A 24,512-nucleotide genomic window follows, 5' to 3' on the forward strand; every position below is an offset into this window, starting at 1 on the left:
TAATGACGCCCTGCGGTTCGTTGCAGGGGCAGCTTTGCACGGCTGGGTACAGGGCATTCAACGCCCAATAAGTTCGATAATCGCCCACTTTCCCGGTGCGACGATCTTGGCCAATTGACGGAACTAACCAGTCAGTACAAAACTACGTGCATTCAACAACAACAAAGCGATGCCCGTCATGAAGCCCCTTATTCTCGTGCTCAACGGCCCCAACCTGAACATGCTGGGCACCCGCGAGCCTGCCCAGTACGGCCACGAAACCCTCGCTGACCTGGCTCAGGGATGTGCCGACACTGCCCACGCCCACGGCCTGGAAATCGAATTCCGCCAGACCAACCACGAAGGTGAACTGATCGACTGGATCCACGCCGCCCGTGGCCGCTGCGCCGGCATCGTGATCAACCCCGGCGCCTGGACGCACACCTCGGTCGCCATCCGCGATGCCCTGGTGGCCAGCGAACTGCCGGTGATCGAGGTGCACCTGTCCAATGTGCACAAACGCGAGCCGTTCCGTCACTTGTCGTTCGTATCGTCCATCGCCGTCGGTGTCATCTGCGGCCTGGGCAGCCACGGCTACCGCATGGCGCTGAGCCACTTCGCCGAGCTGTTGCAGGAGCGTGCGGCATGAGCCAGCAAGCCATCCTCGCCGGCCTGATCGGCCGCGGCATCCAACTGTCACGTACGCCGGCCCTGCACGAACACGAAGGCGACGCCCAGGCCCTGCGCTACTTGTACCGGCTGATCGACGCCGACCAGCTGCAACTGGATGACAGTGCCCTGCCCGGCCTGCTCGAAGCCGCGCAACATACCGGTTTCACCGGGCTGAACATTACGTACCCGTTCAAGCAGGCGATCCTGCCGTTGCTCGACGAACTGTCCGACGAGGCCCGCGGTATCGGCGCGGTAAATACCGTGGTGCTCAAGGACGGCAAGCGCGTCGGCCACAACACCGATTGCCTGGGCTTTGCCGAAGGCTTGCGCCGCGGCCTGCCCGACGTTGCACGGCGCCAGGTGGTGCAGATGGGGGCCGGTGGCGCTGGCTCGGCCGTGGCCCATGCCCTGCTGGGTGAAGGGGTAGAGCGGCTGGTGCTGTTCGAAGTGGATGCGACCCGTGCGCAGGCGCTGGTGGACAACCTGAACGCCCATTTCGGCGCGGAGCGCGCCGTGCTTGGCACCGACCTGGCCACAGCACTGGCCGAAGCGGACGGGCTGGTCAACACCACGCCGGTGGGCATGGCCAAGCTACCGGGCACGCCACTGCCGGTGGCGTTGCTGCATCCCCGCCTGTGGGTGGCAGAGATCATCTACTTCCCGCTGGAGACCGAACTGCTGCGCGCGGCCCGGGCACTGGGCTGCCGCACACTGGATGGCAGCTACATGGCGGTGTTCCAGGCGGTGAAGGCATTCGAGCTGTTCAGCGGGCGGCAGGCGGATGCGGCGCGGATGCAGGCGCACTTTGCCAGTTTTACCTGAGTAGGTCGCCGTTGGCTGCTTCGCGGGTTCACCCGCGAAGCAGCCAACAAAGGCCAATCACCCTTTTTCATCCAGCAACGCCTGTATCACCTGTTCCTGCTCGCCATAATCCCCCTCGCCAACGTGCACATGGCGCACCTGCCCCTTGCGGTCGACAAAGTAATGCGCCGGCCAGAACTGGTTGCCCCAGGCATTCCACACCTTGTAGTCATTATCTACCGCCACCGGATACCCGATACCCAACCGGGCTACCTTGTCCCGCAAAGTCGCCACATCATGCTCGTAGTCGAACTCGGGCGTGTGTACCCCCACCACCACCAGTCCTTGATCGGCATAGCGCCGCGCCCAATCATTCACATGCGGCAGGCTGCGCCGACAGTTGATGCAGTCCCAGGTCCAGAAGTCCACCAGCACCACCTTGCCCTTGAGCCCCGGGGCATCCACGGGCGGCGAATTCAACCACTGGCTGGCGCCTGACAGCGACGGCATGGCGCCGTAGCTGTCGCGTGCCTTCAGGTGCCCAGCCAACCCAAGCCCCATCAGCGCCAGCGCAAAACCACCTGCCTTGAGCATCCGGCGCCGATCAATTGTCATGGCAACCGCCCGTGGCGTAGGTGCGGTACTGCACGCTTTGCCGCTGGCCATGGGAGTCAAGGTAGTCCATTCGGGTGTTCACCAGGCCGCAGGCGTTGCTCTGATCGTCCTGCACCGACAGCACTTTCTTCACATCCAGAGGCTCACCGTAGCGGTACTGCATGACCCCGCCATCCTGCATCGGGGCCGTGGCGGCCTGGGCAGCGATGGCGCCGAAGCTGAGCACGGCGAACAGGCTGGCGCTGGCGATAGTCTTGACGTTCATGGCATCTCTCCTGGGTAACACTTGGGGGGTGGGGAGTGTTGCTCCCCGGTCGAGAGCCATTTCACGTCAGCCAGGTATCCCGCATGTGTCTCCCAGCGTTGTGATATGCGTCCTGCTGTATCCCTACCCGTGCCAGATACACTGCAATACAAACTCCCGCAGGCAAGGGCGAACGCGCTCGGTACACTGCGCCCAACCCCCTTTGCACAGGAACCCAGCGCATGGAACACGTCGATCACATCCTGATCGTCGACGACGACCGCGAGATCCGCGAACTGGTCGGCAACTACCTGAAGAAGAACGGCCTGCGCACCAGCATCGTTGCCGACGGCCGGCAGATGCGCGCCTTTCTCGAAGCCAACAGCGTCGACCTGATCGTGCTCGACATCATGATGCCTGGCGACGACGGCCTGCTGTTGTGCCGCGAGCTGCGCGCCGGCAAGCACCGCAATACGCCGGTGCTGATGCTGACCGCCCGCAATGACGAAACCGACCGCATCATCGGCCTGGAAATGGGCGCCGACGATTACCTGACCAAACCGTTCTCGGCCCGCGAACTGCTCGCCCGCATCAACGCCGTGCTGCGCCGCACACGCATGCTGCCGCCCAACCTGACCATCAGTGAAAGCAGCCGCCTGCTGGGTTTCGGTCAGTGGCGTCTGGACACCACCGCGCGCCACCTGCTCGACAGCGAAGGCACCCTGGTGGCCCTGAGTGGCGCCGAGTACCGCCTGCTGCGGGTGTTCCTCGACCACCCGCAGCGGGTGCTCAGCCGCGAACAGCTGCTTAACCTGACCCAGGGCCGCGAAGCCGACATCTTCGACCGCTCCATCGACTTGCTGGTCAGCCGCCTGCGCCAGCGCCTGGGTGACGATGCCCGCGAGCCCAGCTGCATCAAGACCGTGCGCAGCGAGGGCTACGTGTTTTCGCTGCCGGTGCAATTGCTCGAGTCCCCCTCATGAAATGGCCGCGCACCCTGGCCTCGCGCCTGGCGATGATCTTCTTCACCGGCCTGGTGTTGGCTTATGGTCTGTCGTTCGGCCTGCAGGCCTACGAGCGCTACATCAGCAGCCGTTCGATGATGCTCAGCAACCTCGAACAGGACGTGGCGACTTCGGTTGCCATCCTCGATCGCCTGCCTGCAGCCGAGCGTGCCGCCTGGCTGCCGCGCCTGGAACGGCGCACCTACCGCTATCGCCTCGACCAGGGCCTGGCAGGCGAAGCGATGGCCAGCAGTGACCCACCGATGGCCGCCGCGTCGATCGTCAAGGCCATTGGCAGCGACTACCGCCTGACCTTCCTGGAAATCCCGGGGCCCAATGCGCACTTCCAGGCGCACCTGAACCTGGCCGACGGCGCGCCACTGACCATCGACGTGACGCCAGCAACAGTCCCGGTAGCCCGTTGGTTGCCCGTGGTGCTGCTGATTCAGCTGGCTGTGCTGTTGCTGTGTACCTGGCTGGCGGTACGCCTGGCCATCGGCCCGCTAACCCGTCTGGCCCAGGCAGTGGACAACCTCGACCCGGACCAGCCCGGCGTGCAACTGGATGAAAGCGGCCCACGCGAGGTGCGTTACGCTGCCGTGGCCTTCAACGCCCTGCAGGCGCGCATTGCTGCCCACCTCAAGGAACGCATGCAGTTGCTGGCAGCCATTTCCCACGACCTGCAAACACCGATCACTCGCATGAAGTTGCGGGTCGAAGTGATGGATGAGGGGGTCGAAAAGGACAAGTTCGGGAGCGACCTGGATGAAATGGAACACCTGGTGCGCGAAGGCGTGGCTTACGCCCGCAGCATGGACAGCAGCACCGAAGCGACCTGCCGGGTCAACCTTGATGCCTTTCTCGACAGCCTGGTATTCGACTACCAGGACAGCGGCGCCCAGGTTGAACGCCACGGCAGCAGCGGGACTCTGCTGGAAACCCGCCCGCATGCGCTGCGCCGGGTACTGGTGAACCTGGTCGACAACGCCCTGAAGTTTGCAGGTGCTGCCGAGCTGCAAGTGTCACGCGAGGGCAGTACCACCATCATCCGCGTGCTCGACAACGGGCCAGGGATACCCGGTGACGAGCTGGATGAAGTGCTCAAGCCGTTCTACCGGGTGGAAGGTTCACGCAATCGCAGCACGGGTGGCACCGGCTTGGGATTGGCCATTGCCCACCAGCTGATCCAGGCCATGGGGGGCCGGCTGACCCTGAGCAACCGCGAACAGGGCGGATTGTGCGCGCAGATCGAACTCTCCTGAAGTGCATCTGCGATCGTTGGCAGGAACGGCCTTGGATCTCGATCGGGCCGTTCCTGTAAACCGCGAGGTCGCCTCTACATACAGATACACAACTGCATCCCCCTGACACACTGCAGATACCCCGCCTCGAGACACTCCCGGTCACACAACCACACCCCGGGAGTCCCTGATGAAAGCCCTCACCTTGCCCTCCGGCTGGAAGCTGTTCGCCGCCCTCGCCGGCCTGACCTTGGCGATGACTGCCGTAGTCCTGGCCAGCCAACCTGACCCGGACGGCTTGCGCAGTGCCATTCGTGCCACCGCACGCAGCTCGTTCGCACTGTTCCTGCTGGCGTTCCTGGCCTCGTCGCTGGTGACCTTGCTGCCTGGCACATCAAGCCGCCGCATCCTTCAGGAGCGACGCTACCTGGGGTTGGCATTCGCGTTCTCCCACACCGTGCACGGCGTGCTGATTTATCGCTACGCCCAGCAATTTCCCGAGCTGTTCTGGGCCGGCCGCACACTGACTTCCAGCCTGCCCGGCACAGTCGGCTACCTGTTCGTGCTGCTGCTCACCGCCACCTCGTTCAAGCCCCCCATGCGGCTGTTGGGCGGCCGTGCCTGGCAAGCGCTGCACAGCAGCGGCATGTGGGTACTGGCTGCCGTGTTCTGCCTGTCGTTCTACAAACGCATCCCCATGGGCGGGTGGTACCCGCTGGCGTTCGCCCTGATGTTCAGCGCCATCGCCGTCAAGCTCACCGCCAAAGTGGCCCGTAAACAACGCCGCAGCACCCGCGCCCTTGCCTGAAGAGAGCACCGCAAATGACGACCTTGACCCGTACCCTGACCACCGTTGATCGCCTCGGCAGCTGGAGTGCCGACGTGCCATTACGGGTATTTTTGGCCTGGGAGTTTTTCGAATCCGGCCTGGAGAAATTCAACGGCAGCAACTGGTTCGCCGACCTGCAGTCCAACTTCCCGTTCCCCTTCAACCTGCTGCCCGCGGAGCTGAACTGGCAGCTGTCGATGTGGGCCGAGTTGGTGCTGCCGTTGCTGCTGCTGTTGGGCCTGGGTACCCGGCTGGCATCGTTGGGTTTGATGGTGGTCACCGTTGTAGCGATAGCGGCAGTGCACTGGCCGGCGCACTGGTCGGGCCTGGCGGAGCTGGCCCAAGGCTATACCATTACCGACCAGGGCTTCGGCAATTACAAATTGCCATTGATCTACCTGGTGGCGTTGCTACCCCTGCTGCTCAAGGGCGCCGGGCGCCTTAGCCTCGATCATTGGCTTGGCATGCGGTTCGGCAGATGAGGGTTGGGGGCTGCTGCGCAGCCCCCAATGCCTTCAAACGGTTCCGACAATGACGCCCTGCTCGCGCAATGCCTCCAACAATGCCAACCCTTGCTGCACATCCCCGCCCAATGCCTGCAGCCGCTCTCTTCCAGTTCCCTGCTCCACCAGCAACCGATACGCCATAGGTGCCAACCGGGCAAAACGCACCTGCAACCGGGCATCGCGATAAACCAGCAGCAAGCTCGGCGATGCTGGGGCAGCCGTTGGCTGGTAGTCCACGCCAATGCTTTCTACCGGCCAACGATAGGCCAGCACCCGCGCCACACAAGACAACAACGGCGCTCCAGCCAGCAGGTCACCACCCGGGTCATGCGCCGGGTCCTCGGCATCGCTCAGGTACAGTTGCGCCTCGACCCACTCATAGTGCGCCAGCTCCAGCTGCCAAGGGGTGTCCAGCGCCACACGTTGCAAGTAGTCGACGAACGTCTCGGCAATTTCGGTAAACAACGGCGTCTGGCAACGGTAACTGGCGTAGAAATCACGTACTCGGGCATGCCAGCGCTGCTCGCCCAACGCCTGGCGCATGACCGGGAAGCTGCCAGCCAGCAACCCTTCGATGGCGCCATAGAACAACTCACGGTAAACCTTCAGGCGGCGGGCCTCGACGCCGGGCGGCGGGGCATGGCGCTGTGGGTCGCGCAGGTGACGGGCCAAGGCATACTGCTGCGCACGCAGGGTCTCATTCATCTGCTTGCCCTCCGGCAGCGCATTGCACAGCACGCATACGCGCCGTCTCGGCCAACAGTTCGGCCAAGGGCGGGTAGTTGAAATCACGTTCAAGCACCGTCGGCTTTACGCCAAAGCGCACGCAAGCGCTGGCGTACAGCGTCCAGACATCCTCCTTCACGGCCGCCCCGTGGGTATCCACTTTGAGGTCAGGCGCTTCATCGTAATGCCCGGCAACGTGCATCCCGGTCACGCGCGCCGGGGGCAAGCCTGCAAGGAATTGCTGGGCGTCGTAGCCATGGTTGCAGGCGTTGACATAGACATTGTTGACGTCCAGCAGCAGGTCACAATCCGCTTCTTCGAGCACCGCCTGGATGAAGTCGAGTTCGCTCATCGCCTGATACGGCGCGGCGTAGTAGCTGATGTTCTCCACGGCAATGCGCCGCTCCAGCTGCTCCTGAGCCTGGCGTATGCGCGCGGCCACATGGCGTACGGCTTCATCGGTGAACGGGATGGGCATCAGGTCGTACAGGTGCCCGTCATCACTGCAGTAGCTCAGGTGCTCGCTGTACAGTCGCACCTGGTATCGCTCGAGAAACTGCCGGGTCTGCTCAAGGAAATGGCGGTCCAGCGGGGCACTGCCACCCAGCGATAAAGACAACCCATGACAGGTGACAGCAAAGCGCTCCGCCAACTGGGCCAAGCCCTTGCCATAGGCGCCACCCACGGCAATCCAGTTTTCCGGCGCACACTCGAGAAAGTCCACTGCACCCGCCTCCATGGCCAGCAGTTCCGGCAACAGGCCGCGACGCAAGCCTAGCCCGATGTTCAACATCGCAGGACACATAAAAGTTCTCCAACAAGCACAACGCCCCACCTGGCCAGCAGGAGGAGCGTTGTGGCGTTTCATGGGGTAGAACGTCAGGGCTTGCCGGTCAGGTGGCTGAACAAGCCATCAGGCATGGCTTTGCCATTGGCCTGATAAATCGCCTTGAGGTGATCGGCCGCTTCCTGCTCGGAGATGAAACCGTCATGGTTGCGGTCGATCGTGTCGAAATCACGGGCACGGTCCTTGGCCACCGCCAGAAACTCATCGCGCGAGACCTTGCCATCGTGATTGCTGTCGGTTTTGGCGAACGAGGCGTCACCGCACTTGCCTTCACCACACTTGCCCTCAGCCCCAGCCTTGGCGCCGGCGCCGCACTTACCCTCACCGCACTTGCCTTCGCTCTGGGAAGCCTTGCCGCTCCCCCCGCACTTGCCCTCACCACACTTGCCCTCGCCGGCCACTTTGGCCGAGGCCAGTTGGTAACCTTGAGCCAGCGGCTCGACGGCGAACGCACTGTTGCTCAATGCCATGCTGCCGATCAGGGCGGCGCCGAGCAGGCCGAGGGTGTTTTTTGCTTGAGTCATGATGCAGCTCCACTGGGGTTGGAAAGTGGAGCCATTAGGCCGTTGCGGTTTGTCGTGGATGTATCGTGCCAGGCGCACTTTTGTATGGCAGTAGGTCTGCAGCACAGGCAGATACAGTGCGATACACACCACCCGGCAACGGGCCCCAAGTTGCCTTGGGGCCATCAGGCGTGATCAGTCTTCCAGCGGTTTGGGCGGGGCCGCTGGCTTGGCGGGCTTGGCCGGCTTGCTGTCCTTGTCCTTGGCTTGCGGGGCCGCCGCTACGGGCTCGGGCGCCGCCACCGCCTTTTCGCTGGCAGGCAGTTCATCGACCGCTTTGAGGATCACCTGTGGGTCGATGGCCTCGCCGGTGTCGTCGTCCTTGAGCATGTGCCGCTCACCGTCCTTGCCCACCAGGATCACCTTGGTACCCTTGCTCGCACCCAGCTTCAGTTCCCGAATCAGGGCCATTGTGGTCTGCTGCTCGAGGTTCTTGTCCTCTCGCTTGCCCATCATGTTGGCGACGCTGTACAGGACAAGGTTGCGCTCCTTGAACGCTGCCTGGGTGGCCGGGTCCTCGAGCGCTTTGTTCAGCCCTCGCAACGTTGGGTCGGCACTGCTGGGAGCGATAACCACCAATGGTCTGGCCTTGCCCAGTTCCTTGGCTAGAGGCGCATCACTGTCTGCGGCAAACAGGGGGCCGGCAACAGCAAGCAAGGTTGCGAGGGTCAGTGACCGGACAAGCATGCGTATCTCCTTATTGTCTCGATAAACCAATGACTACAGATCACGGAGAAAAATCCGACAGGGAGCCTAAACCACTTCATTCCAGAACGGGGTGTGTAAAAGTAACTGTCGATTTCCGAGCCACCTGAAGCCAAGACTACGGCGCTGGTACAAACCACATTCAGCTTGACTGAGCATAGCCCAAAGCCGCTTTGGCAGGGCCGGGCAAGCCCTTACCCTGAGCGCATGTCAACGTACATCGATCGAGGGCCCCTTGGGTCCCATTTCCATCGCTTGAATCGTCATATCCAGCATCAGTCCTCTGCGTGCAGCGCGCTGAGCATCACGAATGGCATCCGCCTGGTCGATCCTGGCCCCTTCGCTCAGCGCTTCGTCGTCAAGCACGGTTTCAAGCTGCCTTCTGAACGGCAGGTCGACCGCAGCGAATCGCTCAGGATGGGAACGCTCCAGGTGCGCCTGCCAAAATTCACGGTCAACCATGGAGCGGGCAATCTCTTCCGGTGTCTCTGCATCCCGCACCGCAGCCTCTGCCTCTGCAAGGTCCGCCTCCAGGACGCCAGAGATCGCAAGAAAGCTCATTTCTCCCACCTGCAATGGCAGGTCGAGACGCTCCCTCAGCCCGATCCTGAAAGCCAACCCCACCTCGCTTCCTTCCAGCGTCCTGCCATGCTGTAGCGCCCATCGGGTAGCGAACATGTCGACTGCATCCTGGCGCCAAAAACGTCTGCCCAGGTCTAGCAAAGCGCGTTCGCTTTCTCCCTGAGCCGCGTGCTCAACCTGCCAAACCAGCAAATTCAGTTCAAGGTTGCTCAAGCACCAGGTTGCACCGTCCTGGCACCCCCACTCATCATTGGCCACTGACAGCAAGTTCTGCCGCAGCTCTGGCGTAATGGCCATCGCTTGCAATACCGCCATTACCCGATTGCCCAGTGCACGCGCGTTGACACGAAAGTCTTCGGACAGCAACAACTGGCGAAGCACACGGAAAAAACGCTCGGCGTCCTGCCCTGCATCCAGCGAGTCCCAGGCAGCAAGCATCAAGCCGCGATGCTCCGGGGCCACGGCATCCCCCCAGACTTCACGCGCGTGCTGCAGGCGCAGAAGCACTTGCTCCTCGTCGAGGGCCGGATCGACGCTGCTCAACGAAGCCTGCAAGCGTAACGTCTGGGCCTCGCCCAAGGGGTTCGCATTCAAGCGAAACCGCCGCCGATGCCACACGGGCAACTGGTAGAAACCCTCTGGAATGTGCCTGATCCGGTTATCCCGCAAGTCAACGGATACCAACTGAGCGTTGTCGAACACGCCCAGTGGAAACTGCGAGATCTGTGTGTCGCGCAAGTTCAGCCAACGCAACTCAGCCAAACCCGCCAACGTGAACCGGCTCCCCAGGGGGTTGTGGGACAGGTCGAGAGACTGCAGGCTCGTGCAACTGGCCAATGTGGCGGTTTGTGCAGTGTTCAGGACGATCCGGTTGTTGGTCAGGCTCAGATGCCGCAACTGCGGTATCTGCAGCAACGGCTGCGGAAGGCGCGTCAACAGGTTCCCTCCCAGATCGAGGGTTAGCAGGTTAGGGAAAGCCAGCAATAGGCTGCTGGGCACCTCCAGAAGGTCAAGGTGCAGCAGCGACAGGCTGGTCACACCTCTGAAGCTGACCTGTGGGGGTATGTTGGGCAAGCCGCTCGATCTGAAATTGCAGAACATGACGTGGAGGTTTTCCTGTGCATTGATCTGCAGTTCCCCCACGCCCACCGACCGCCGCCAACAGTTGAACAACGTCTGGCGTAAAGCCTCTCGATCTTCCCTGACATCGCCCTGCCCTCGTGCCACCCAGGTATTCAGTGTGATGCGCAGGATGGCGAACTCATTGCGAAGGTCAGTCAGTACGTGTTCAATCTGCTGCCCTGAACGCCTGGCGTCATCGGCGAAGGTCTCGACCTGCTCATCACTCAACCACGGAAAGAGATCGCGCAGCGTTGCCCTCAGGGCACTCCCCCTTGATGCGAACCCACCTACTCCGCCACCACCCAGTGGGTAGCCAATACGTCCATCGGCCAAGCGCATGGGCCCTCGGACAGCACCTGGGCGTACCGCGCCAAGCAAACGACTGATCTCATCACGATGGCGTGCCGCTTCGCGCGCCAGTATCACCCTGAGGTTGTGCGTAAATGGATCGCCGATCCCCATCGCCGCCCTCTGCGCTTCGGTATAGGCTGGCGCCATGACGTCAAACAACTCACCTGCCTCACCCAGCGCCGTGCCCTGGCTGCCATGCAGTTGAAACGTACCGTTCACGTGCACCAGATCGAACGCCCGCTGCCCTTGCTCGGTCTTCGCCAGCATCGGCCCGCCCAGGCAACCTTCGTACAGGCGCCAGCACACACCTTCACCTCCGGGTAGATACCGCAACAAGCCCAAGGCCACCCGTGCCAGGTCTGCATGCTGCGGGGTATCAAGGTACAACGCTTCAAATACCCGAGCCTGGCGGGTAGCCAGCACACTGCCCCTTGCCGCTTCGGCGAGCCCCAGTGCAACCCTGCCGCTGGACAGCAGCCGCGTGCGATCAATGCTGCTGGCGGCCTGTACCAGTGCTTGCGCAGTGCGCGCGCTCAGCCCCGGGAACACCCGGCGCAACGCCGCGCTGCCAGCGGTGTCGCTGGGCTGCAAGGCTTCGAAAAGGTGCTGCAGCAGTGTTCGGCGCTGTGTCCATGCCAACGCGGCCAGTGCCTGATCTGTCAGGCCACTCGCGCCTGGCAGGCGCCGAGCGTGATCGAGCACTGTTGTATCTGCTACCGGCTCGCCGCTGCGCAGACGGCCAATCATGCTGCGGATGCGTTGATCAAGCCTGACCCGCTCCACACTGTCGATCATCCCGGGGCTCGGTGCCTGGGCGTGTACATGCAGGCCACGCAGGTCGTCGCCATCAAGGCCATGGAACAGCAGAACCTCATCGATCTGTTCGTCATTCAGCCTATTGAAGGGTTCGCCCAAACGCCGGAACATGCGGTATTTGTCGGTCCACCGAGCCGGTTGCTCGCTCCACAAACGCCAGGCACCTGCGCCATTGTGGCGCAGCAACGGCCCGTGGCCGTCGACCGGATACAACTGCCATTGATCATCACCCGCCTCTGCCACGCGATAGTGATGCCCGTCCATTTCGATCCAGGCCCGCCCGTCCTGACGCCGAATACCCAAGGCATCCCGGCTCGAGGCCGCAACGGGGGCCTGGCTTTGAAACAGGGTCAAGTCGTGTTGCCAAAGTTTCTCAGTGCCGTCCTCCAGCCGGGCCGGCACCATGGCATCGACCTTCGCAGAGCGTGCCCAAACCCGTCGAGCGACACCCACCCCGGCGACTGTGGTCGCCAGCACGGCAAGGTCTGTCGCCACGTGGGTCAAATGGTCGAGCGCCTCCTGACGATCGCCTTGCTGCCAGGCCTCGGCGCCATGGTAGACCTCACCCAGCAGTTCGCAGGCCGTCACGGCCAGCAGCGCCAGGCCAACCCCGGGCACAAAGAAACTGGCCAGGTTGAGCAGCGCCCATCCTTCGGCTGCAAGGCGCAGGTCATGCTGGCGCTGAACCTCACGATCCAGTCTGGCCACAGGCACCGCGATCATCGCCGCATCGTCCTTGATCTGGTGGATACGTGCCTGTGCCAGGCTGATGAACAACGGCTGCGGGTAAGCCTGCAAGCGCGGTTCGAGATCACGAAAAGCCCAGCCCGGCAGGTCATCGAAGCGCTCCGCGACCTGGGCGAAAAAAGCCTGGCTGTCGCGCCGCAGCACGAAGCGGCTGAAAAAACGCTGGTAAGCCTTGTCTCGCAAGCAACGGCCCAGTTCGCGATTAAGTTTGTCGAGGCTCTCGAACGCGCGCCAGGGCGAAAAAGGGTCTCCAGGCACGTAAAGCAACACCCGACGCGTCGTGTTGAACAAAACGCCCTGCTCAACCACTACGAACACGGTCACCTGCTCAATCTGGCAACCCAGCAATTTCAGTTGCCTGGCCTGCACAAGGTCGCCCGCCAAGCGCGGCAGTTGTCCCTTCTCGCACACAGCCACCATCACATTGAGTTCGCTGGCATCCAGCGTTCCCTCTTGCCTGGCTTTGTAGGCGTCCACAAGCATGGTGTAGCGCGTGGCATCTACAAGCTGCGATACCAGGCGCTCGGCACTGCCAGAGGGCGTGAGGATGGCATCCAGATGACGTTGATAGCGCTCACCCAGGTCCAGCTCACGACACAGTCCGGCAAACTCGATGCTCGTAGGGGGTTTGACCGTGCCGTGGCGTGGAAGCAGCAGGCGGTTACCGCGCGGCTGGCCACCTTCCTGCGCCTGCGCGTCCGTGAAGTTGCGCAATGCCACTTCGAGCAGCGGCTTTTCTTCATAGACCACGGTAGTCAGGTGCGCGCCCACCGGCTGACTGTTGATCACAGCTTCCCGGCGGCCCTCCAGGAACCTGAGCACGTGCGGGTTACGGCCAAGCCCGTAACGCTCGTCGAGGGCCTTTCCCAGGGCTGATGCGACGAAACTGTCGAGGCCTTCGATGCCTCGCAGCACCGTGTTCACTTGCTCACAGCAGCGAAGGCTGTTTGACAATGCCCTGCCGATCTCAGGCAGTTGCTCAGCGGGTGCATGACGCAACCAGGGTGGCAGGCGCCTGCCGATGATGCCGTCCTGGAACGCGTCGATGGCGGCCTGTGCATCTGACGGCAAAGTGGTGTCCATAGCGGGGGCCTCTTCATGAAAAGAGGCCAGACTAAGTTGCCTGCTCCCCGCCAGGCGCTATATAGCTAATGCCTGCGTTCAGACAACCGCCAACCCGCTAGCTGAGCGGACGCTGCACCGTGTTCCGGTCCAGCGCCTCCAGCGTCAACTGCAGCAACACCGCATGCTCGCGTTGCTGATTGCGGATCTGCAGCCGCGCGATTTCCTCGTCCCGATTCCCCAGCGCCATCAGCCGTTCCAGCTCAGCGTGCATGGATTGGGGCACTTGCAAGCGAACCGCGCAGGCCTTGCGCAAGTAATCCTGCCAGAACCACTGGCGTGACAGGTAATCAGCAATGCCCTCCCGGGTCTGTCGCGCCAGAACCCTTTCACGGGCCAGAAGAAGGTCCTGGCTACTCAAGGCAGGGATACCTGCATAGAGCATTTCATCGGGTTGGCCAGGCAAGTCCAGAGACTTGCGCAAGCCGATTCGATAGGCCAAGGCGAATTCGATCGATTCAGCGCTCGCCCCCACCCGATGAGCATGTTCAGCGGCAATTTGCTCAAGCACCGCCAACCGCCACATCCGGGCACCGAGCTTCAGCAAGGCCCGTTCAGGCCGGGCAGATCCGCTGTGCCTCGTGCGCCATATCATCACTCGCAGTTCCAGGTTGGCGAAACGCGCGGTGGCGTTATCCTGGCAACCGGTCGCCGCAGCGTGCTCGAACAGCTCCTGCCTGAGGGCATCATGCTCAGACATCGCCTGGAACATGTCGAACATGCGGGCCGCGAGCGCGGATGCAGTCGATGAGAAACTGAAGGCGCCCGATTCTGTCAGCATCGACAGGGTATTGAAGAACGCTTCCGATTGCTCCTCGGCCTCCAGATAGGCCCACAGTGCAGCCATTTCATCTCGACGTTCGACAGGCAGCGCATCCAGAATGCGCAACCGGTAAGGCACGCGACTGGCCTCAAGCAAATGCCAGTTTGATAACCCATCCTGCGCGCCCCCCAACCGATTGCCGGAAAGCTCGACCCTGCCCAAGCGCCACAGCTGCGACTGATGAAAACCCTCGGGCAGTTCAGAAATACGGTTGTCGCTGAGGTTCAGGGTGTGCAGTTCTGGCGCGTCCATCAGCCCGTAGGGGCACTCGGGCAACTGGGTGTTCGACAGGTAGAGGGCATTCAGCTCGGTCATTGCCTGGACGGAAAATGCCCTGCGCAACGGGTTGTCCGAAAGGTTCAGGTACACCAGGGATCGGCAATCTGCCAGGACCAACGCCTGGCCTTGGTCGAGGGCGATCTGGTTACCAGACAAGTCGAGCACCTCCAGCTTCTGGACAAGCATCAGAGGCAATGGCAAACGCCGGAGTCGGCAATGGGTGATTTCCAGGTTGCGCAAGTTGGGAAACGCCCGCAGAAACTCATCCGGAACGTGCTCCACGCGCATGGCGCGCAAGGCCAGGATCGAAACGTGGGGAAAGCCCACTTGCGCGGGCAGGGCCGGCAGGTGGCCCAAGCGGCTGATGGTCTGGGTCAGCATGAAGCGCCCATCGTCCAGTGCCGCTTGCCCTTGCAGTTCCGGCACAAGACAGCGCCAGCAGTTGATCAACCCCTTTCTGAATTCACGCCGGGCGGCCAGTTCTGGTGACAGCAAGGCACTGCGTGCCCACTGGGTCAAGTGCCTCTTGAGCACCCCGTATTGCTGTTCCAGCCTATGTAACCTGGCCTGCGCGTCGCCTGATGCGAGCCAGTGCCCGATCTGCTCGTCACTGAAAGCTGGGTACAGATCACGCAGCCGAGCCTGAAGCGCCCTGGGCCTGTTCCGCCCCAGCGCCCCCCAGAACCTGCCGCCCGCCAAAGGGTAGCCAACCCTGCCATCCGCCAGACGTTGCGGCGGGAGAAACGAGCCGGTCGGCTGTTCCAACCTGAGCAGACTCACCACGGTCTGGCGTTGCTCGATAGCAACGTCGGTCAGCGCCTGGCGCAGCGCAGGCACAAACGACCGGCCTTGGCCGATGGCCACTTGCGATGCGTCGTCATAGGCTGCGGCCAAGGTCTCGAACAACTCCCCCCTCTCACCGGCAACCGTGTGCGTTCGGGTACGCAGGCGGAACAGCCCATGATGATGAAGCAAGTCAAACGTCTGCCCCGATCCCTCGACCGTCAATAACGGCTCGCTGGCATCACCGTCGTACAATCGCCACCCGGGCCCGCCAGCCCCCGGCACATGCACCAGCAGATTAAGTACCACACGCGCCAGGTCGAGGTTTTGCGGCGTATCGATGCTCAGCGCCTCATACACCCGCGCCATTCGAATTCGCGCAACCTGCAACCTTGCTGCCTCGGCCATCGGCAACGGCACGCGCCCCGTCTCACGCAAAAGCTGCAGGTCATCCTCGCTGGCATCGCGTAGCACCTCATCCGCAGCCAGGCGGTGCAGGCTGGCAAAATTCTGCCGTAAGAGACGGCCCGTTTCCGTGTCGGGATTCTGCTCTTCGTACACCGCCTGCAGCAGTGCTCGTCGCCCGGCCCAAGCCACATCGGCCAACGCTGCTCCGTCCTTGCCGGCGGCCTGTGGAAGGCGCATGACCTGCTCCAGCAGTAGCGGGTCTGCCGTTACCCCTCCCTCGCGCAAGTGGTTGATCAACGTCCCAATCCTGCCGGCGAGCCGCACGCGTGCGACGGTGTCGACCAGCGCTGCTTCCGGCGCAAGGCCATACACATGCCATGCCCGAAGGTGCTGATCATCGAGGCCATGGATCGCCAGCGACTGGTCGATCTGCGCATCGTCAAGGTCGCTGAATGGCCCGCCCAGGCGGCGGAACAACTGGCGTGTGTCGCCCCACTCGGCGGGCTGTTCGCACCACAGCCGCCACGCGCCGGCCCCATTGTGACGGAGCGGCGGCGCATAGCCCTGGTAAGGGAGCAATTGCCACTGTTCATCATCATTGTGCCAGGTCACCTCATACCAGTGGCCGTCCATGCTGATCCAGCGGCGCTCGCCAACACGGTGCACACCCTCCATGTCCAGCACCGCCGTGTCTGACGGGCTTTCGCAGCGATAGGGGCTGAGGTCTGCGTTCCACAGCTTTTCCTCACCGTTTTCCAGCTGCGCCGGTACCAGGTTGTCCACCTCGGTCCAGGCGCGTCGAGCCGTGGCGACGACGGCAACGGTTGCCCCCACCGCCAGCAGCCCTTTGCCAACCTTCAGCAGGTGCGCCAGTGCCGCATTGCGTTCGTTGTCCTGCCAATCCCCTACAGCCTGGAACGTCTGCTCAAGCAGTTCCCAGGCCATCACCCCCAACAACACCGCGCCGATGCCCGGAACGAAAAACCCTGCAACACCCAACAGAGTCCAGCCTTCAGCACGCAAACGGCGGGCGTGTTCGGCCTGGACCTCGCGATCAAGCAAGGCTACGGGCGGGGCGATCACCGCAGCATCGTCCTTGATCCGCGCAATCCAGTCGTCAGCAAGGTGTTCGAACAGTGGCAGGCGATAGGCAAAGGTCTGCTCATCGAGGTCGCGGGTTGCCCAGCCGGGCACGTCATCGAGGCGCTCACTGACGGCCGAGAAGAATCGCTGGCTATCGCGTCGGCGCACGAAGCGGTTGAAGAAGCGCCGGTAGTCATCTTCGCGCAGGCGTTTGCCAAGCACCCGGCGGGCATAATCTTCCAGGTCGCTGCGCACGCTCCAGGGGCCGTGCGGGTCACCCGGTACATAGACCAACACGCGCTTGCTGGTGTTGAACAACAAGCCCGCGTCGATCACGTCCAGCACGACGATCTGCTGCAAGCGGCAACCGAACACCGCCAACTGCCGCACGCGAACCGAGGCGCCTTCGAGCTTGCCGAGCGTGTCCTTGGTGCAGAGCGCCACCACCCACTGCAGTTCGTCTGCGCTCAATACGCCCTGCGCCCTGGCCTGCAGGGCATCCACCAGCATGCTGTAGCGTTGCCGTCGCGTCAGCAATCCCCTGACTTCGGGCTGAAGTACCGAATCCAGATGCGCCTGGTATTTCTGCCCAAGATCCAGCGCTCGACACAGCCTGGCGAAGCTCGGTGCAGACAGCTCACTACGCCTTGCGCCGCGCACATCGACCAGGCAATTACCCTGTGGCTGGTCGCGCTGCTGTTCTGCGGTGAAATTGCTCAAAGCGGCCTCGAGCAGAGGGATGTCGTAGTAATCGCTGCCGACAACCGGAAGCCGACTGGTTACATAATGGATCGTGGGCGAGGTAAAGGTGTACCACTGGCGAAAGGACAGGCGATCGACGTCAAGGTCGCCGTGGGCACCGAGCGCTTGCTGCAGCAAGGGCTGGGTAAATGCATTCAGGTTGCGTAGCCGCGCCAGCGATGACACCAAGCCTGCGCGGCAGGCCAGCAGTTCAGGCAGCGCCTCGTTCAGCAAGGTGAATTCGGCCATGCTCAGCCGCTTCATCCAGGCCGGCAGCCGCTGTGCAATGTAGTGATCCTGGCATGCTTGTGCCATGGCAAGGGTATCGACCGCAGCCGATGGTTGACGGCTATTGTTCTGCATCTCTGCCTCCGCGACGACATGGAGGACCGAGTCTGAAGACTGTAGCGTCAGGCTGACGCCTAGCTATCTACCACCTGTTCAGAACAGCAGTAACTGATGGTCGGCAAGGCGCGCGAAATCATCGCCGACAAAGGGCAGGATGGCGTCGGCCACCGGCAGTAGCTGACGGCTGATGTAGTGATCGTAATCGATCGGTGCCTGCAGGTTTTCCAGCGGCTCAGGGCCGGCGGTGGTGATCACATAACTGATCCAGCCCCCACGCTGGTACTGAAGAGGGCGCTGCAGACGCTTGTTGTAGTCGTCGGCAAGGCGTGCGGCACGCACATGCGGCGGCACGTTGCGCTGGTAATCGGCCAGCGGGCGACGCAGGCGCTTGCGATAAACCAGCAGTTCGTCCTGCTCGCCCGCCAACGTTCGCCGCACGTACTCGCGGACATAATCACGGTAGGGCTCGCTGCGGAACACTCGGCCGTAGAGTTCCTGCTGGAACTGCCGGGCCAGCGGTGACCAGTCGGTGCGCACCGATTCCAGGCCCTTGTAAACCATTTCTTCAGCACCGTCGGCCCGCTGCACCAGGCCGGCATAGCGCTTTTTGCTGCCTTCATCGGTACCGCGGATGGTGGGCATCAGGAAGCGTCGGTAATGCACCTCGAACTGCAGCTCGAGGGCGCTCTGCAGGTTCATGGTCTCGTGCAGATGGGCTTGCCACCATTGGTTGACCTTTGCCACCAGCTCGCGGCCGATGCGCGCCGCGTCTGCCTCGGCGTGGGCACCCTTGAGCCAGACAAAGGTGGAGTCGGTGTCACCGTAGATTACATCGTAGCCACACGCCTCGATCAGGGACCTGGTCTGGCGCATGATCTGGTGGCCGCGCATGGTGATCGACGACGCCAGGCGCGGGTCGAAGAAACGGCAACCGCTGGAGCCAAGCACGCCATAAAAGGCATTCATGATGATTTTCAAGGCCTGTGACAGCGGCGCATTGCCCTCGCGCTTGGCCGCTTCCCTGCCCTGCCACACCCGTTCGACGATGGCTGGCAGGCAGTGCTGTGTGCGTGAAAAACGCCCACCGCGAAAACCCTCGACCGAATGTGCGTCGTCAGGCAGACGCAGGCCTTCAATCAGCCCGACCGGGTCGATGAGAAAGGTACGGATGATCGATGGGTACAGGCTCTTGTAGTCCAGCACCAGCACCGAGTCGTAAAGCCCTGGCCGCGAATCCATGACAAACCCGCCGGGGCTGGCTTCGTCAGGGCGGCTGCCAAGGCTGGGCGCGACAAAGCCAAGGCGGTGCATCTGTGGAATGTACAAGTGACAGAACGCAGCTACCGACCCACCGCTGCGGTCTACGGCCAATCCCGTCACCGAGGCACGTTCGAGCAGGAAGTCGAGCAGCCGGGTATGGGCGAAAATGCGCGTGACCAGTTCACAGTCCTTCAGGTTGTAGCGCGCCAGGGCCGGTTTGTCTTCGGCGAAGCGGCGATTGATTTCGTCCATGCGTTGGTACGGTGTGTCGATGGCCTTGCCTTCACCCAGCAGGGTCTGGGCAACGTTCTCCAGGCTGAACGAGGCAAAGCTCCAGGTGGCCGAACGCAACGCCTCGATGCCATCGATCAGCAGCCGCCCCGGCGCATCGGCGAAGACATGGCCGCCACCGGCATGGCTGCGCAGGGTCATGACCGCACCGTTGCGCCCCAGCGTCAGTGGCACCTGCAACGACTTGGCATGCTCATGCAGCAGGCGCAGGTCGAACTGCACCAGGTTCCAGCCAATGATCGCGTCCGGGTCATGCCTGGCCATCCACTGGTTGAGCCGGGTAATCAAGGCGGCGCGATCAGCGCAATACTCCAGGTCGAAGTCAAGCCCGGTGGCATCGCCGTTGGCCGGGCCGAGCATGTACACCTGGCGCTGACCACAGCCCTCCAGCGCGATGCTGTACAGCTCGCCACGCTCGCTGGTCTCGATGTCCAGCGACACCAGGCGCAGCGCCGGGCGATAGCCTGGCTGCGGCTTGAGCTGGGCGTCCCGGTAAACGCCCTGCGCATCCGGCTGACCAGTGAACTGCACCGGCGCCGTGATGAAGCGCTCCATGAGGTAACGCTCCGGCGGGCGGATATCGGCCTCGAACACGTCGATACCGGCCGTGCGCAGACGCTGCTCCAGTTGCATCAATTGGCGATGCTGGCGGGTATAGAGGCCGAGCATCGGGCGATGCTCGAAGTCCTTCAGGCGCAGTGGCTTGAGCTTCGTCCCGGTTTCGTTGGCCAGCAGCACACGGGCGTGCTCGGCCTGCGCCTGAGGAATGAAAGCCACCGACTCCTGCGCCGCCAGCCGCAACAGCCGCGGCCCGGCATCGGTGGCCAGCCAGAACTCCACGCAGGTGCCTTCCGGCGTATCGTGCCAGTGCCGGGTCAGGACAAAACCCTGCTGCAACTCCACTGCGTCGACCTCTGGATTGTCTGTAGATGGCGCTATTCTACCTGTGTCGTGCCTGGCATGAGTGTTTTAGCGCCTACCCGCCACAAAACCGCTCCCCCGCCCGGCCACGGCCAGCAGCCAGGCCAAGGCGATCAACACCAGCACCACCCCGCCAAACCACGCCACGCCGGCCCCAGCCAGCAGCAATCCGCCAATGATCCCGCCCAGGGCAATGGCGCAGTTCCACACCGTCACCAGCATCGACTGCGCCACATCACCACCCGGGCCTGCGGCGTCGGCGCACGCTGTCTGCAGCAGGGTCGGGGCGCCGCCATAGGTCATTCCCCACAAGGCGATGCTCAGGTACACAAGCCACGACGATGCCTGCCCCAATGCCAGCGTGGCCAAGGCAAAACCGGCCAGGCTCAGCAACACCAGCTTGCGCAGGTGCCGGTCGACCAGCAGCCCTACCAGGCCGATCCCGGCCAGCGCCGACAGACCAAACACCATCAGCACCGGGCCAATGTCCGCAGCCATGCCAGCCGCCGCCAGCAACGGCACGATATAGGTGTAGAGAATGTTATGGCCAAGGATCCAGGTGAGGATCACCAGCAGTACGATCAACACCCCTGGCGTGCGCAATACCTGCATGGCCGCCGGGCGCTTGTCGGCAGCCTGCCCCGGGTAGTCCGGCACGGATCGCAACACCCACACCACCAGCAGCGACGCCACCAGCGTGACGACCACGAACGTCGCGCGCCAGCCCAGCCCCGCTCCCAGCCAGGTCGCAATCGGCAAGCCGAGCGACAAGGCAATCGGCTGCCCGAGCATGGCCAGCGCCATGGCCCGGCCCTGCAACGGTACCGGCACCATGCGCCGGGCATGGCCAGCGATCAGGCCCCATGCCAGGCCGGCCGCAGCCCCCGTGAAAAAGCGCAGCACCAGGGTCAGGCTGTTGGAGTCCGATAGGGCCGTCAGCCCGTTGAACAGCACGAAGCCGATGATCGCCAGCAACAGCGCCCGGCGCCGATACCAGCCTTGGGTCAATGTCACCAACGGGATGGCGGTCAGTAACGAGCCCAAGGCATACGCCGTGACCCATTGCCCAGCCATGGCCTGGCTGATGTGCATGCCATCAGCGATCTGGTCGAGCAGACCCGCCGGCAGGGTTTCGCTGAGGATGGCGATGAAACCGGTCATGGCCAGCGCCAGCAGCCCGCCAACGGGCAAACGTTCGTTGCTGGCGGCCAGCACCGGTGCGGAAGATGTCTGGGACATTGCAAATGCCTTGAGTGAGAGACGAGGCGAACAGTCTGCAAGACCAGGCCATTGCGGAAAAAGACGGTTACAATGCCGCTCACCCAGGACATCAGCGTCCGCAATCAGGAGTGCGACATGGACAGCCTCAGCGGCTTCGTGGTCTTCAATCGGGTGGCCGAAACCCGCAGCTTCGTTGCCGCCAGCCAGTCACTGGGGATCAGTGCCTCGGCAGTGGGCAAGCGCGTGGCGCGCCTGGAAAGCCGCCTGGGCGTGCGCCTGTTCCACCGCAGCACACGCAGCATCACCCTCACCGCCGAGGGCACGATGTTCCTCGAACGCAGCCGGCGCATCCTTGCCGAAATCGAAGCCACCGAGCAGGAGCTGTCGCAGGCCAGCGAAACGCCGCGCGGGCGCCTGCGGGTGAGCATGCCGCAGGTGACCAGGCTGGTAATGCCGGCCCTGGCCGAGTTCATGGCACTGTACCCACAGGTTGAACTGGACCTGGACTTCTCCGACCGCATGGTGGATATCGTTGGTGAAGGCTTCGATGTGGTGATGCGCGGCGGGCAGCCGGTGGATTCCCGGCTCAGCGCCAAATTCCTCGGGCACTTTCAGCACCGCCTGGTAGCCTCGCCCGAGTACCTGCGCGAACGCGGCACACCCTTGCACCCACGCGACCTGGCAGCGCATACCTGCCTGCATTATCGCTTCCCCAGCAACGGCAAGCTGGAAACCTGGCCGCTGCGCCAGGAGCATCCCGAGCACGCCTATGACATCCCCATCTCGATGGTCTGCAACCACGTCGAAACACGCGTCTGCTTTGCCTTGAACCACCGCGGCATTACCTGTCTGCCGGACTTCAACGTGGGTCGTGAATTGGGCAATGGCTCACTGGTCAGTGTCCTCGACGACTTCATGGAACGGCGCGGCAGCTTCTATCTGCTGTGGCCGTCCGGGCGGCAGATGCCGCCAAAGTTAAGGGTATTCATCGACTTCATGCTCGCTCGGGTATTCAACCGTACAGGTAGTTGATGTCCTTGTAGGCCAGCGGCGGTACCTGGCCGAGCAGGAAGTCACGCAGCTTGTGCATTTGCCGCGCTTTTGGGCTGGCCTTGAGCCAGGTCATGTAGTAACCGTCGCCGGTGGCCACGGCATGCTTGAAAGGCGTGACCAGGCGCCCGGCGGCCAGGTCGGTGCTGGCCAGTACCAGATCGACCACTGAAATGCCCAAGCCTTGCTGGGCGGCCGATATGCCCTGGTCGAGGGTATCGAACACCTGCCCCTGGTCGATGCTGATGTCCAGCGCGTCCATTCGCGCCAGCCAACGCCGCCAGTCACGCCGGTCGGGTGACGGGTGCAGGAACTCGCATCGGGGCAGGTCGGACAGTTGCGGTTGTGCCTGCGTCATGTAATCCGGATGACATACCGGGATCAGCCATTCATCGAACAGCTTGAAACTCTCGATATCGGCAGGAAAACGCCCGCTGGCCAGGAGAATGGCGCAGTCGTAGGGCTCGGAATAGAAGTCCACGCTGTCGATATCCATCCACACACTGGACAGTTGCACGCTGCAGTTGTCCTCGACCTTCTTGAATGCATCAAGCGCCCGCAGCAGCCAGCGCACCGTGAGCGTGGACGGCGCCTTCAGGCGCAGGCCGTAGCGATCCTGACGCAGCAGTGCGCAGGCATTTTCGATGATCTTGAAGCCTACCTTCAGCTCTTGCGCCAGCAGGCGGCCGTGCTCGGTCAGGCTCAATTTCGGGCCCCGACGTTCGAACAGGTCGCAGCCGAACAGGGCTTCGAGGGTCTTGATGTGGTGGCTGACGGCGCCCTGGGTCAGGGCCAGTTCCTCAGCAGCGCGGGTGAAAGAGCCATAGCGAGAGGCCACCTCGAAGGCACGCAGCGCGTGCAAGGCCTGAATCCGTTCCGACATGGCGGCGTCCCGAGCATGAGTAAGACTAATAGTAGGTCATAACTCCACGCGTTTTACAACGACAGGAGCGTCTCGGAAAATGCCGGTAAATAACAAACATAACCAAGATCCTGCCTGCATGTGACTGGAACGTTCACTTAAATCAACGCCTGGGGAAATCATGTTTACGGGATATGGAAATTGCTATCGCCTGGATGCGCTGGAGCTCGCCGCTGAACATGGACACACCATGCAACACTGGACGTTCAAAACCATAGAACACTTTCGCAGTATTCTCGCCAACCCCGAATTCCCCTGCCTGTTCGGCCGCAAGGCGGTAAACGGCGAAACCTGCCACATTCTCTTCGCCCGCGCCGAGCAACTGGCCGATGATATCGCACAGGGCCTGGCCAATTATGTGCGCACCGTCGCACCGATCGCACCCAAGCAGCGCATCGGCAGCCCATTGGTGGTGTTTCTCGAAACCGCCGCCGGCAGCAGCCTGGCCGAGCAGCAGGCCTTGGCCTGGAAGGTACTGCGCGGCGTGCATGCGCGCGACCCGCACCCTTGGCCGCAGGGCATCCCGACCGATCCCGACGATACCGGCTGGTCATTCTGCTATGCCGGCATGCCGCTGTTCATCAACATGAACTTCCCAGGCCATCAGCAGATGAAAAGCCGCAATCTGGGCCAGCACATCACCTTCGTCATCAACCCGCGGGAGAACTTCGACGAAGTGGCCAACGCCAGCACCGAGAGTGGCAAGCGCATCCGCGAACGGATTCGCGAGCGCGTGCACCACTACAACGACGGCGTTGTGCCCGACACCCTTGGCTTTTTCGGCGATACCGACAACTACGAGTGGAAGCAGTATCAACTGCAGGAGGCAGGCTCGCTCAACCCGTCACGCTGCCCCTTCCATGCCCATGCCGCACACCAGGCGACACCCGACATACTGATCGAGAACTGA

Annotated in this window: 19 protein-coding genes; 8 read left to right on the plus strand and 11 right to left on the minus strand. The window is 62.7% G+C overall.

All coding sequences use genetic code 11. The features are described from left to right. Positions 1-178 precede the first annotated feature (178 nt). Both aroQ and KW568_RS18520 read left to right on the plus strand, forming a co-directional pair. Positions 179-628 carry a type II 3-dehydroquinate dehydratase gene (gene aroQ, locus KW568_RS18515; RefSeq protein WP_003250469.1) on the plus strand — a complete coding sequence of 150 codons (450 nt, stop codon included), beginning with the start codon at positions 179-181 and terminating at the stop codon, positions 626-628. Next, on the plus strand, positions 625-1,473 hold the full coding sequence (locus tag KW568_RS18520) for a shikimate dehydrogenase (RefSeq protein WP_003250467.1): 849 nt from the start codon (positions 625-627) through the stop codon (positions 1,471-1,473). Before aroQ ends, KW568_RS18520 begins: the two co-directional genes overlap by 4 nt. 57 nt (positions 1,474-1,530) lie before the next feature. Here the strand turns inward: KW568_RS18520 and KW568_RS18525 are convergent, their stop codons facing one another. Continuing rightward, complete coding sequence (locus KW568_RS18525) at positions 1,531-2,046, minus strand: thioredoxin family protein (protein ID WP_003250466.1); 516 nt, start codon at positions 2,044-2,046, stop codon at positions 1,531-1,533. A gap of 10 nt (positions 2,047-2,056) precedes the next feature. Beyond that, complete coding sequence (locus KW568_RS18530) at positions 2,057-2,332, minus strand: DUF2790 domain-containing protein (RefSeq protein ID WP_004573749.1); 276 nt, start codon at positions 2,330-2,332, stop codon at positions 2,057-2,059. Between the two features lie 221 nt (positions 2,333-2,553). Between KW568_RS18530 and KW568_RS18535 the strand changes: the two genes are divergently transcribed. The 4 genes from KW568_RS18535 (at position 2,554) to KW568_RS18550 (ending at position 5,867) form a co-directional block, all read left to right on the plus strand. Next, the gene (locus KW568_RS18535) at positions 2,554-3,294 is read left to right on the plus strand and encodes a response regulator (protein ID WP_003250463.1); all 741 of its coding nucleotides are present in this window, start codon (positions 2,554-2,556) and stop codon (positions 3,292-3,294) included. Next, positions 3,291-4,577: a HAMP domain-containing sensor histidine kinase gene (locus KW568_RS18540; RefSeq protein WP_004573750.1), complete on the plus strand. Its 1,287-nt coding sequence runs from the start codon at positions 3,291-3,293 to the stop codon at positions 4,575-4,577. The genes KW568_RS18535 and KW568_RS18540 overlap by 4 nt, the downstream gene beginning before the upstream one ends. 169 nt (positions 4,578-4,746) lie before the next feature. After that, positions 4,747-5,364 carry a ferric reductase-like transmembrane domain-containing protein gene (locus tag KW568_RS18545; protein WP_004573751.1) on the plus strand — a complete coding sequence of 206 codons (618 nt, stop codon included), beginning with the start codon at positions 4,747-4,749 and terminating at the stop codon, positions 5,362-5,364. Positions 5,365-5,378: 14 nt separating this feature from the next. Continuing rightward, positions 5,379-5,867: a DoxX family membrane protein gene (locus KW568_RS18550; RefSeq protein ID WP_003250457.1), complete on the plus strand. Its 489-nt coding sequence runs from the start codon at positions 5,379-5,381 to the stop codon at positions 5,865-5,867. 33 nt (positions 5,868-5,900) lie between these two features. Here KW568_RS18550 and KW568_RS18555 read toward each other — a convergent pair whose 3' ends face one another. From KW568_RS18555 to KW568_RS18590, 8 genes are all read right to left on the minus strand, one after another. Then, positions 5,901-6,596 carry a DUF2063 domain-containing protein gene (locus KW568_RS18555; RefSeq protein ID WP_003250455.1) on the minus strand — a complete coding sequence of 232 codons (696 nt, stop codon included), beginning with the start codon at positions 6,594-6,596 and terminating at the stop codon, positions 5,901-5,903. Continuing rightward, positions 6,589-7,422, minus strand: coding sequence for a DUF692 domain-containing protein (locus KW568_RS18560; protein ID WP_033725554.1), 834 nt, complete (start codon positions 7,420-7,422; stop codon positions 6,589-6,591). Before KW568_RS18560 ends, KW568_RS18555 begins: the two co-directional genes overlap by 8 nt. A gap of 74 nt (positions 7,423-7,496) precedes the next feature. Next, positions 7,497-7,988: a hypothetical protein gene (locus KW568_RS18565; RefSeq protein ID WP_003250451.1), complete on the minus strand. Its 492-nt coding sequence runs from the start codon at positions 7,986-7,988 to the stop codon at positions 7,497-7,499. A 174-nt stretch (positions 7,989-8,162) separates the two neighbouring features. After that, complete coding sequence (locus KW568_RS18570) at positions 8,163-8,714, minus strand: DUF4174 domain-containing protein (protein WP_003250449.1); 552 nt, start codon at positions 8,712-8,714, stop codon at positions 8,163-8,165. Between the two features lie 228 nt (positions 8,715-8,942). Beyond that, positions 8,943-13,433, minus strand: a complete 4,491-nt coding sequence (locus tag KW568_RS18575; protein WP_004573754.1) for an NEL-type E3 ubiquitin ligase domain-containing protein — start codon at positions 13,431-13,433, stop codon at positions 8,943-8,945. 97 nt (positions 13,434-13,530) lie between these two features. Continuing rightward, on the minus strand, positions 13,531-17,952 hold the full coding sequence (locus KW568_RS18580; RefSeq protein ID WP_004573756.1) for an NEL-type E3 ubiquitin ligase domain-containing protein: 4,422 nt from the start codon (positions 17,950-17,952) through the stop codon (positions 13,531-13,533). A gap of 78 nt (positions 17,953-18,030) precedes the next feature. Continuing rightward, entirely contained in the window at positions 18,031-20,391 is a 2,361-nt protein-coding gene (locus KW568_RS18585) for a DNA polymerase II (protein ID WP_004573757.1), read from the minus strand. 66 nt (positions 20,392-20,457) lie between these two features. Next, complete coding sequence (locus tag KW568_RS18590) at positions 20,458-21,648, minus strand: MFS transporter (RefSeq protein ID WP_004573758.1); 1,191 nt, start codon at positions 21,646-21,648, stop codon at positions 20,458-20,460. Between the two features lie 117 nt (positions 21,649-21,765). On the opposite strand from KW568_RS18590, the gene KW568_RS18595 reads away from it, so the two are divergent. Further along, positions 21,766-22,662 (plus strand): LysR family transcriptional regulator, encoded by an 897-nt coding sequence (locus KW568_RS18595; protein WP_004573759.1) that lies wholly within the window; start codon positions 21,766-21,768, stop codon positions 22,660-22,662. On the opposite strand, the gene KW568_RS18600 is transcribed toward KW568_RS18595, so the two are convergent. Then, complete coding sequence (locus KW568_RS18600) at positions 22,643-23,563, minus strand: LysR substrate-binding domain-containing protein (RefSeq protein WP_003250438.1); 921 nt, start codon at positions 23,561-23,563, stop codon at positions 22,643-22,645. The genes KW568_RS18595 and KW568_RS18600 overlap by 20 nt on opposite strands. 160 nt (positions 23,564-23,723) lie before the next feature. Here KW568_RS18600 and KW568_RS18605 point away from each other — a divergent pair, with 160 nt between their 5' ends. Then, positions 23,724-24,512: a YqcI/YcgG family protein gene (locus tag KW568_RS18605; RefSeq protein ID WP_014861807.1), complete on the plus strand. Its 789-nt coding sequence runs from the start codon at positions 23,724-23,726 to the stop codon at positions 24,510-24,512.

Origin of the sequence: Pseudomonas sp. HD6515 (assembly GCF_024971855.1) — a bacterium.
Lineage (GTDB): Bacteria > Pseudomonadota > Gammaproteobacteria > Pseudomonadales > Pseudomonadaceae > Aquipseudomonas > Aquipseudomonas alloputida.

Bases quoted from the DNA above. Each gene is read 5' to 3' on its own strand.
- KW568_RS18565 (WP_003250451.1), bottom strand. From the start codon at position 7,988: ATGACTCAAGCAAAAAACACCCTCGGCCTGCTCGGCGCCGCCCTGATC.
- KW568_RS18580 (WP_004573756.1), bottom strand. From the start codon at position 17,952: ATGCAGAACAATAGCCGTCAACCATCGGCTGCGGTCGATACCCTTGCC.
- KW568_RS18520 (WP_003250467.1), top strand. From the start codon at position 625: ATGAGCCAGCAAGCCATCCTCGCCGGCCTGATCGGCCGCGGCATCCAA.
- KW568_RS18540 (WP_004573750.1), top strand. From the start codon at position 3,291: ATGAAATGGCCGCGCACCCTGGCCTCGCGCCTGGCGATGATCTTCTTC.
- KW568_RS18550 (WP_003250457.1), top strand. From the start codon at position 5,379: ATGACGACCTTGACCCGTACCCTGACCACCGTTGATCGCCTCGGCAGC.
- KW568_RS18535 (WP_003250463.1), top strand. From the start codon at position 2,554: ATGGAACACGTCGATCACATCCTGATCGTCGACGACGACCGCGAGATC.
- KW568_RS18590 (WP_004573758.1), bottom strand. From the start codon at position 21,648: ATGTCCCAGACATCTTCCGCACCGGTGCTGGCCGCCAGCAACGAACGT.
- KW568_RS18600 (WP_003250438.1), bottom strand. From the start codon at position 23,563: ATGTCGGAACGGATTCAGGCCTTGCACGCGCTGCGTGCCTTCGAGGTG.
- KW568_RS18545 (WP_004573751.1), top strand. From the start codon at position 4,747: ATGAAAGCCCTCACCTTGCCCTCCGGCTGGAAGCTGTTCGCCGCCCTC.
- aroQ (WP_003250469.1), top strand. From the start codon at position 179: ATGAAGCCCCTTATTCTCGTGCTCAACGGCCCCAACCTGAACATGCTG.
- KW568_RS18555 (WP_003250455.1), bottom strand. From the start codon at position 6,596: ATGAATGAGACCCTGCGTGCGCAGCAGTATGCCTTGGCCCGTCACCTG.
- KW568_RS18530 (WP_004573749.1), bottom strand. From the start codon at position 2,332: ATGAACGTCAAGACTATCGCCAGCGCCAGCCTGTTCGCCGTGCTCAGC.
- KW568_RS18575 (WP_004573754.1), bottom strand. From the start codon at position 13,433: ATGGACACCACTTTGCCGTCAGATGCACAGGCCGCCATCGACGCGTTC.
- KW568_RS18525 (WP_003250466.1), bottom strand. From the start codon at position 2,046: ATGCTCAAGGCAGGTGGTTTTGCGCTGGCGCTGATGGGGCTTGGGTTG.
- KW568_RS18570 (WP_003250449.1), bottom strand. From the start codon at position 8,714: ATGCTTGTCCGGTCACTGACCCTCGCAACCTTGCTTGCTGTTGCCGGC.
- KW568_RS18605 (WP_014861807.1), top strand. From the start codon at position 23,724: ATGTTTACGGGATATGGAAATTGCTATCGCCTGGATGCGCTGGAGCTC.
- KW568_RS18560 (WP_033725554.1), bottom strand. From the start codon at position 7,422: ATGTGTCCTGCGATGTTGAACATCGGGCTAGGCTTGCGTCGCGGCCTG.
- KW568_RS18595 (WP_004573759.1), top strand. From the start codon at position 21,766: ATGGACAGCCTCAGCGGCTTCGTGGTCTTCAATCGGGTGGCCGAAACC.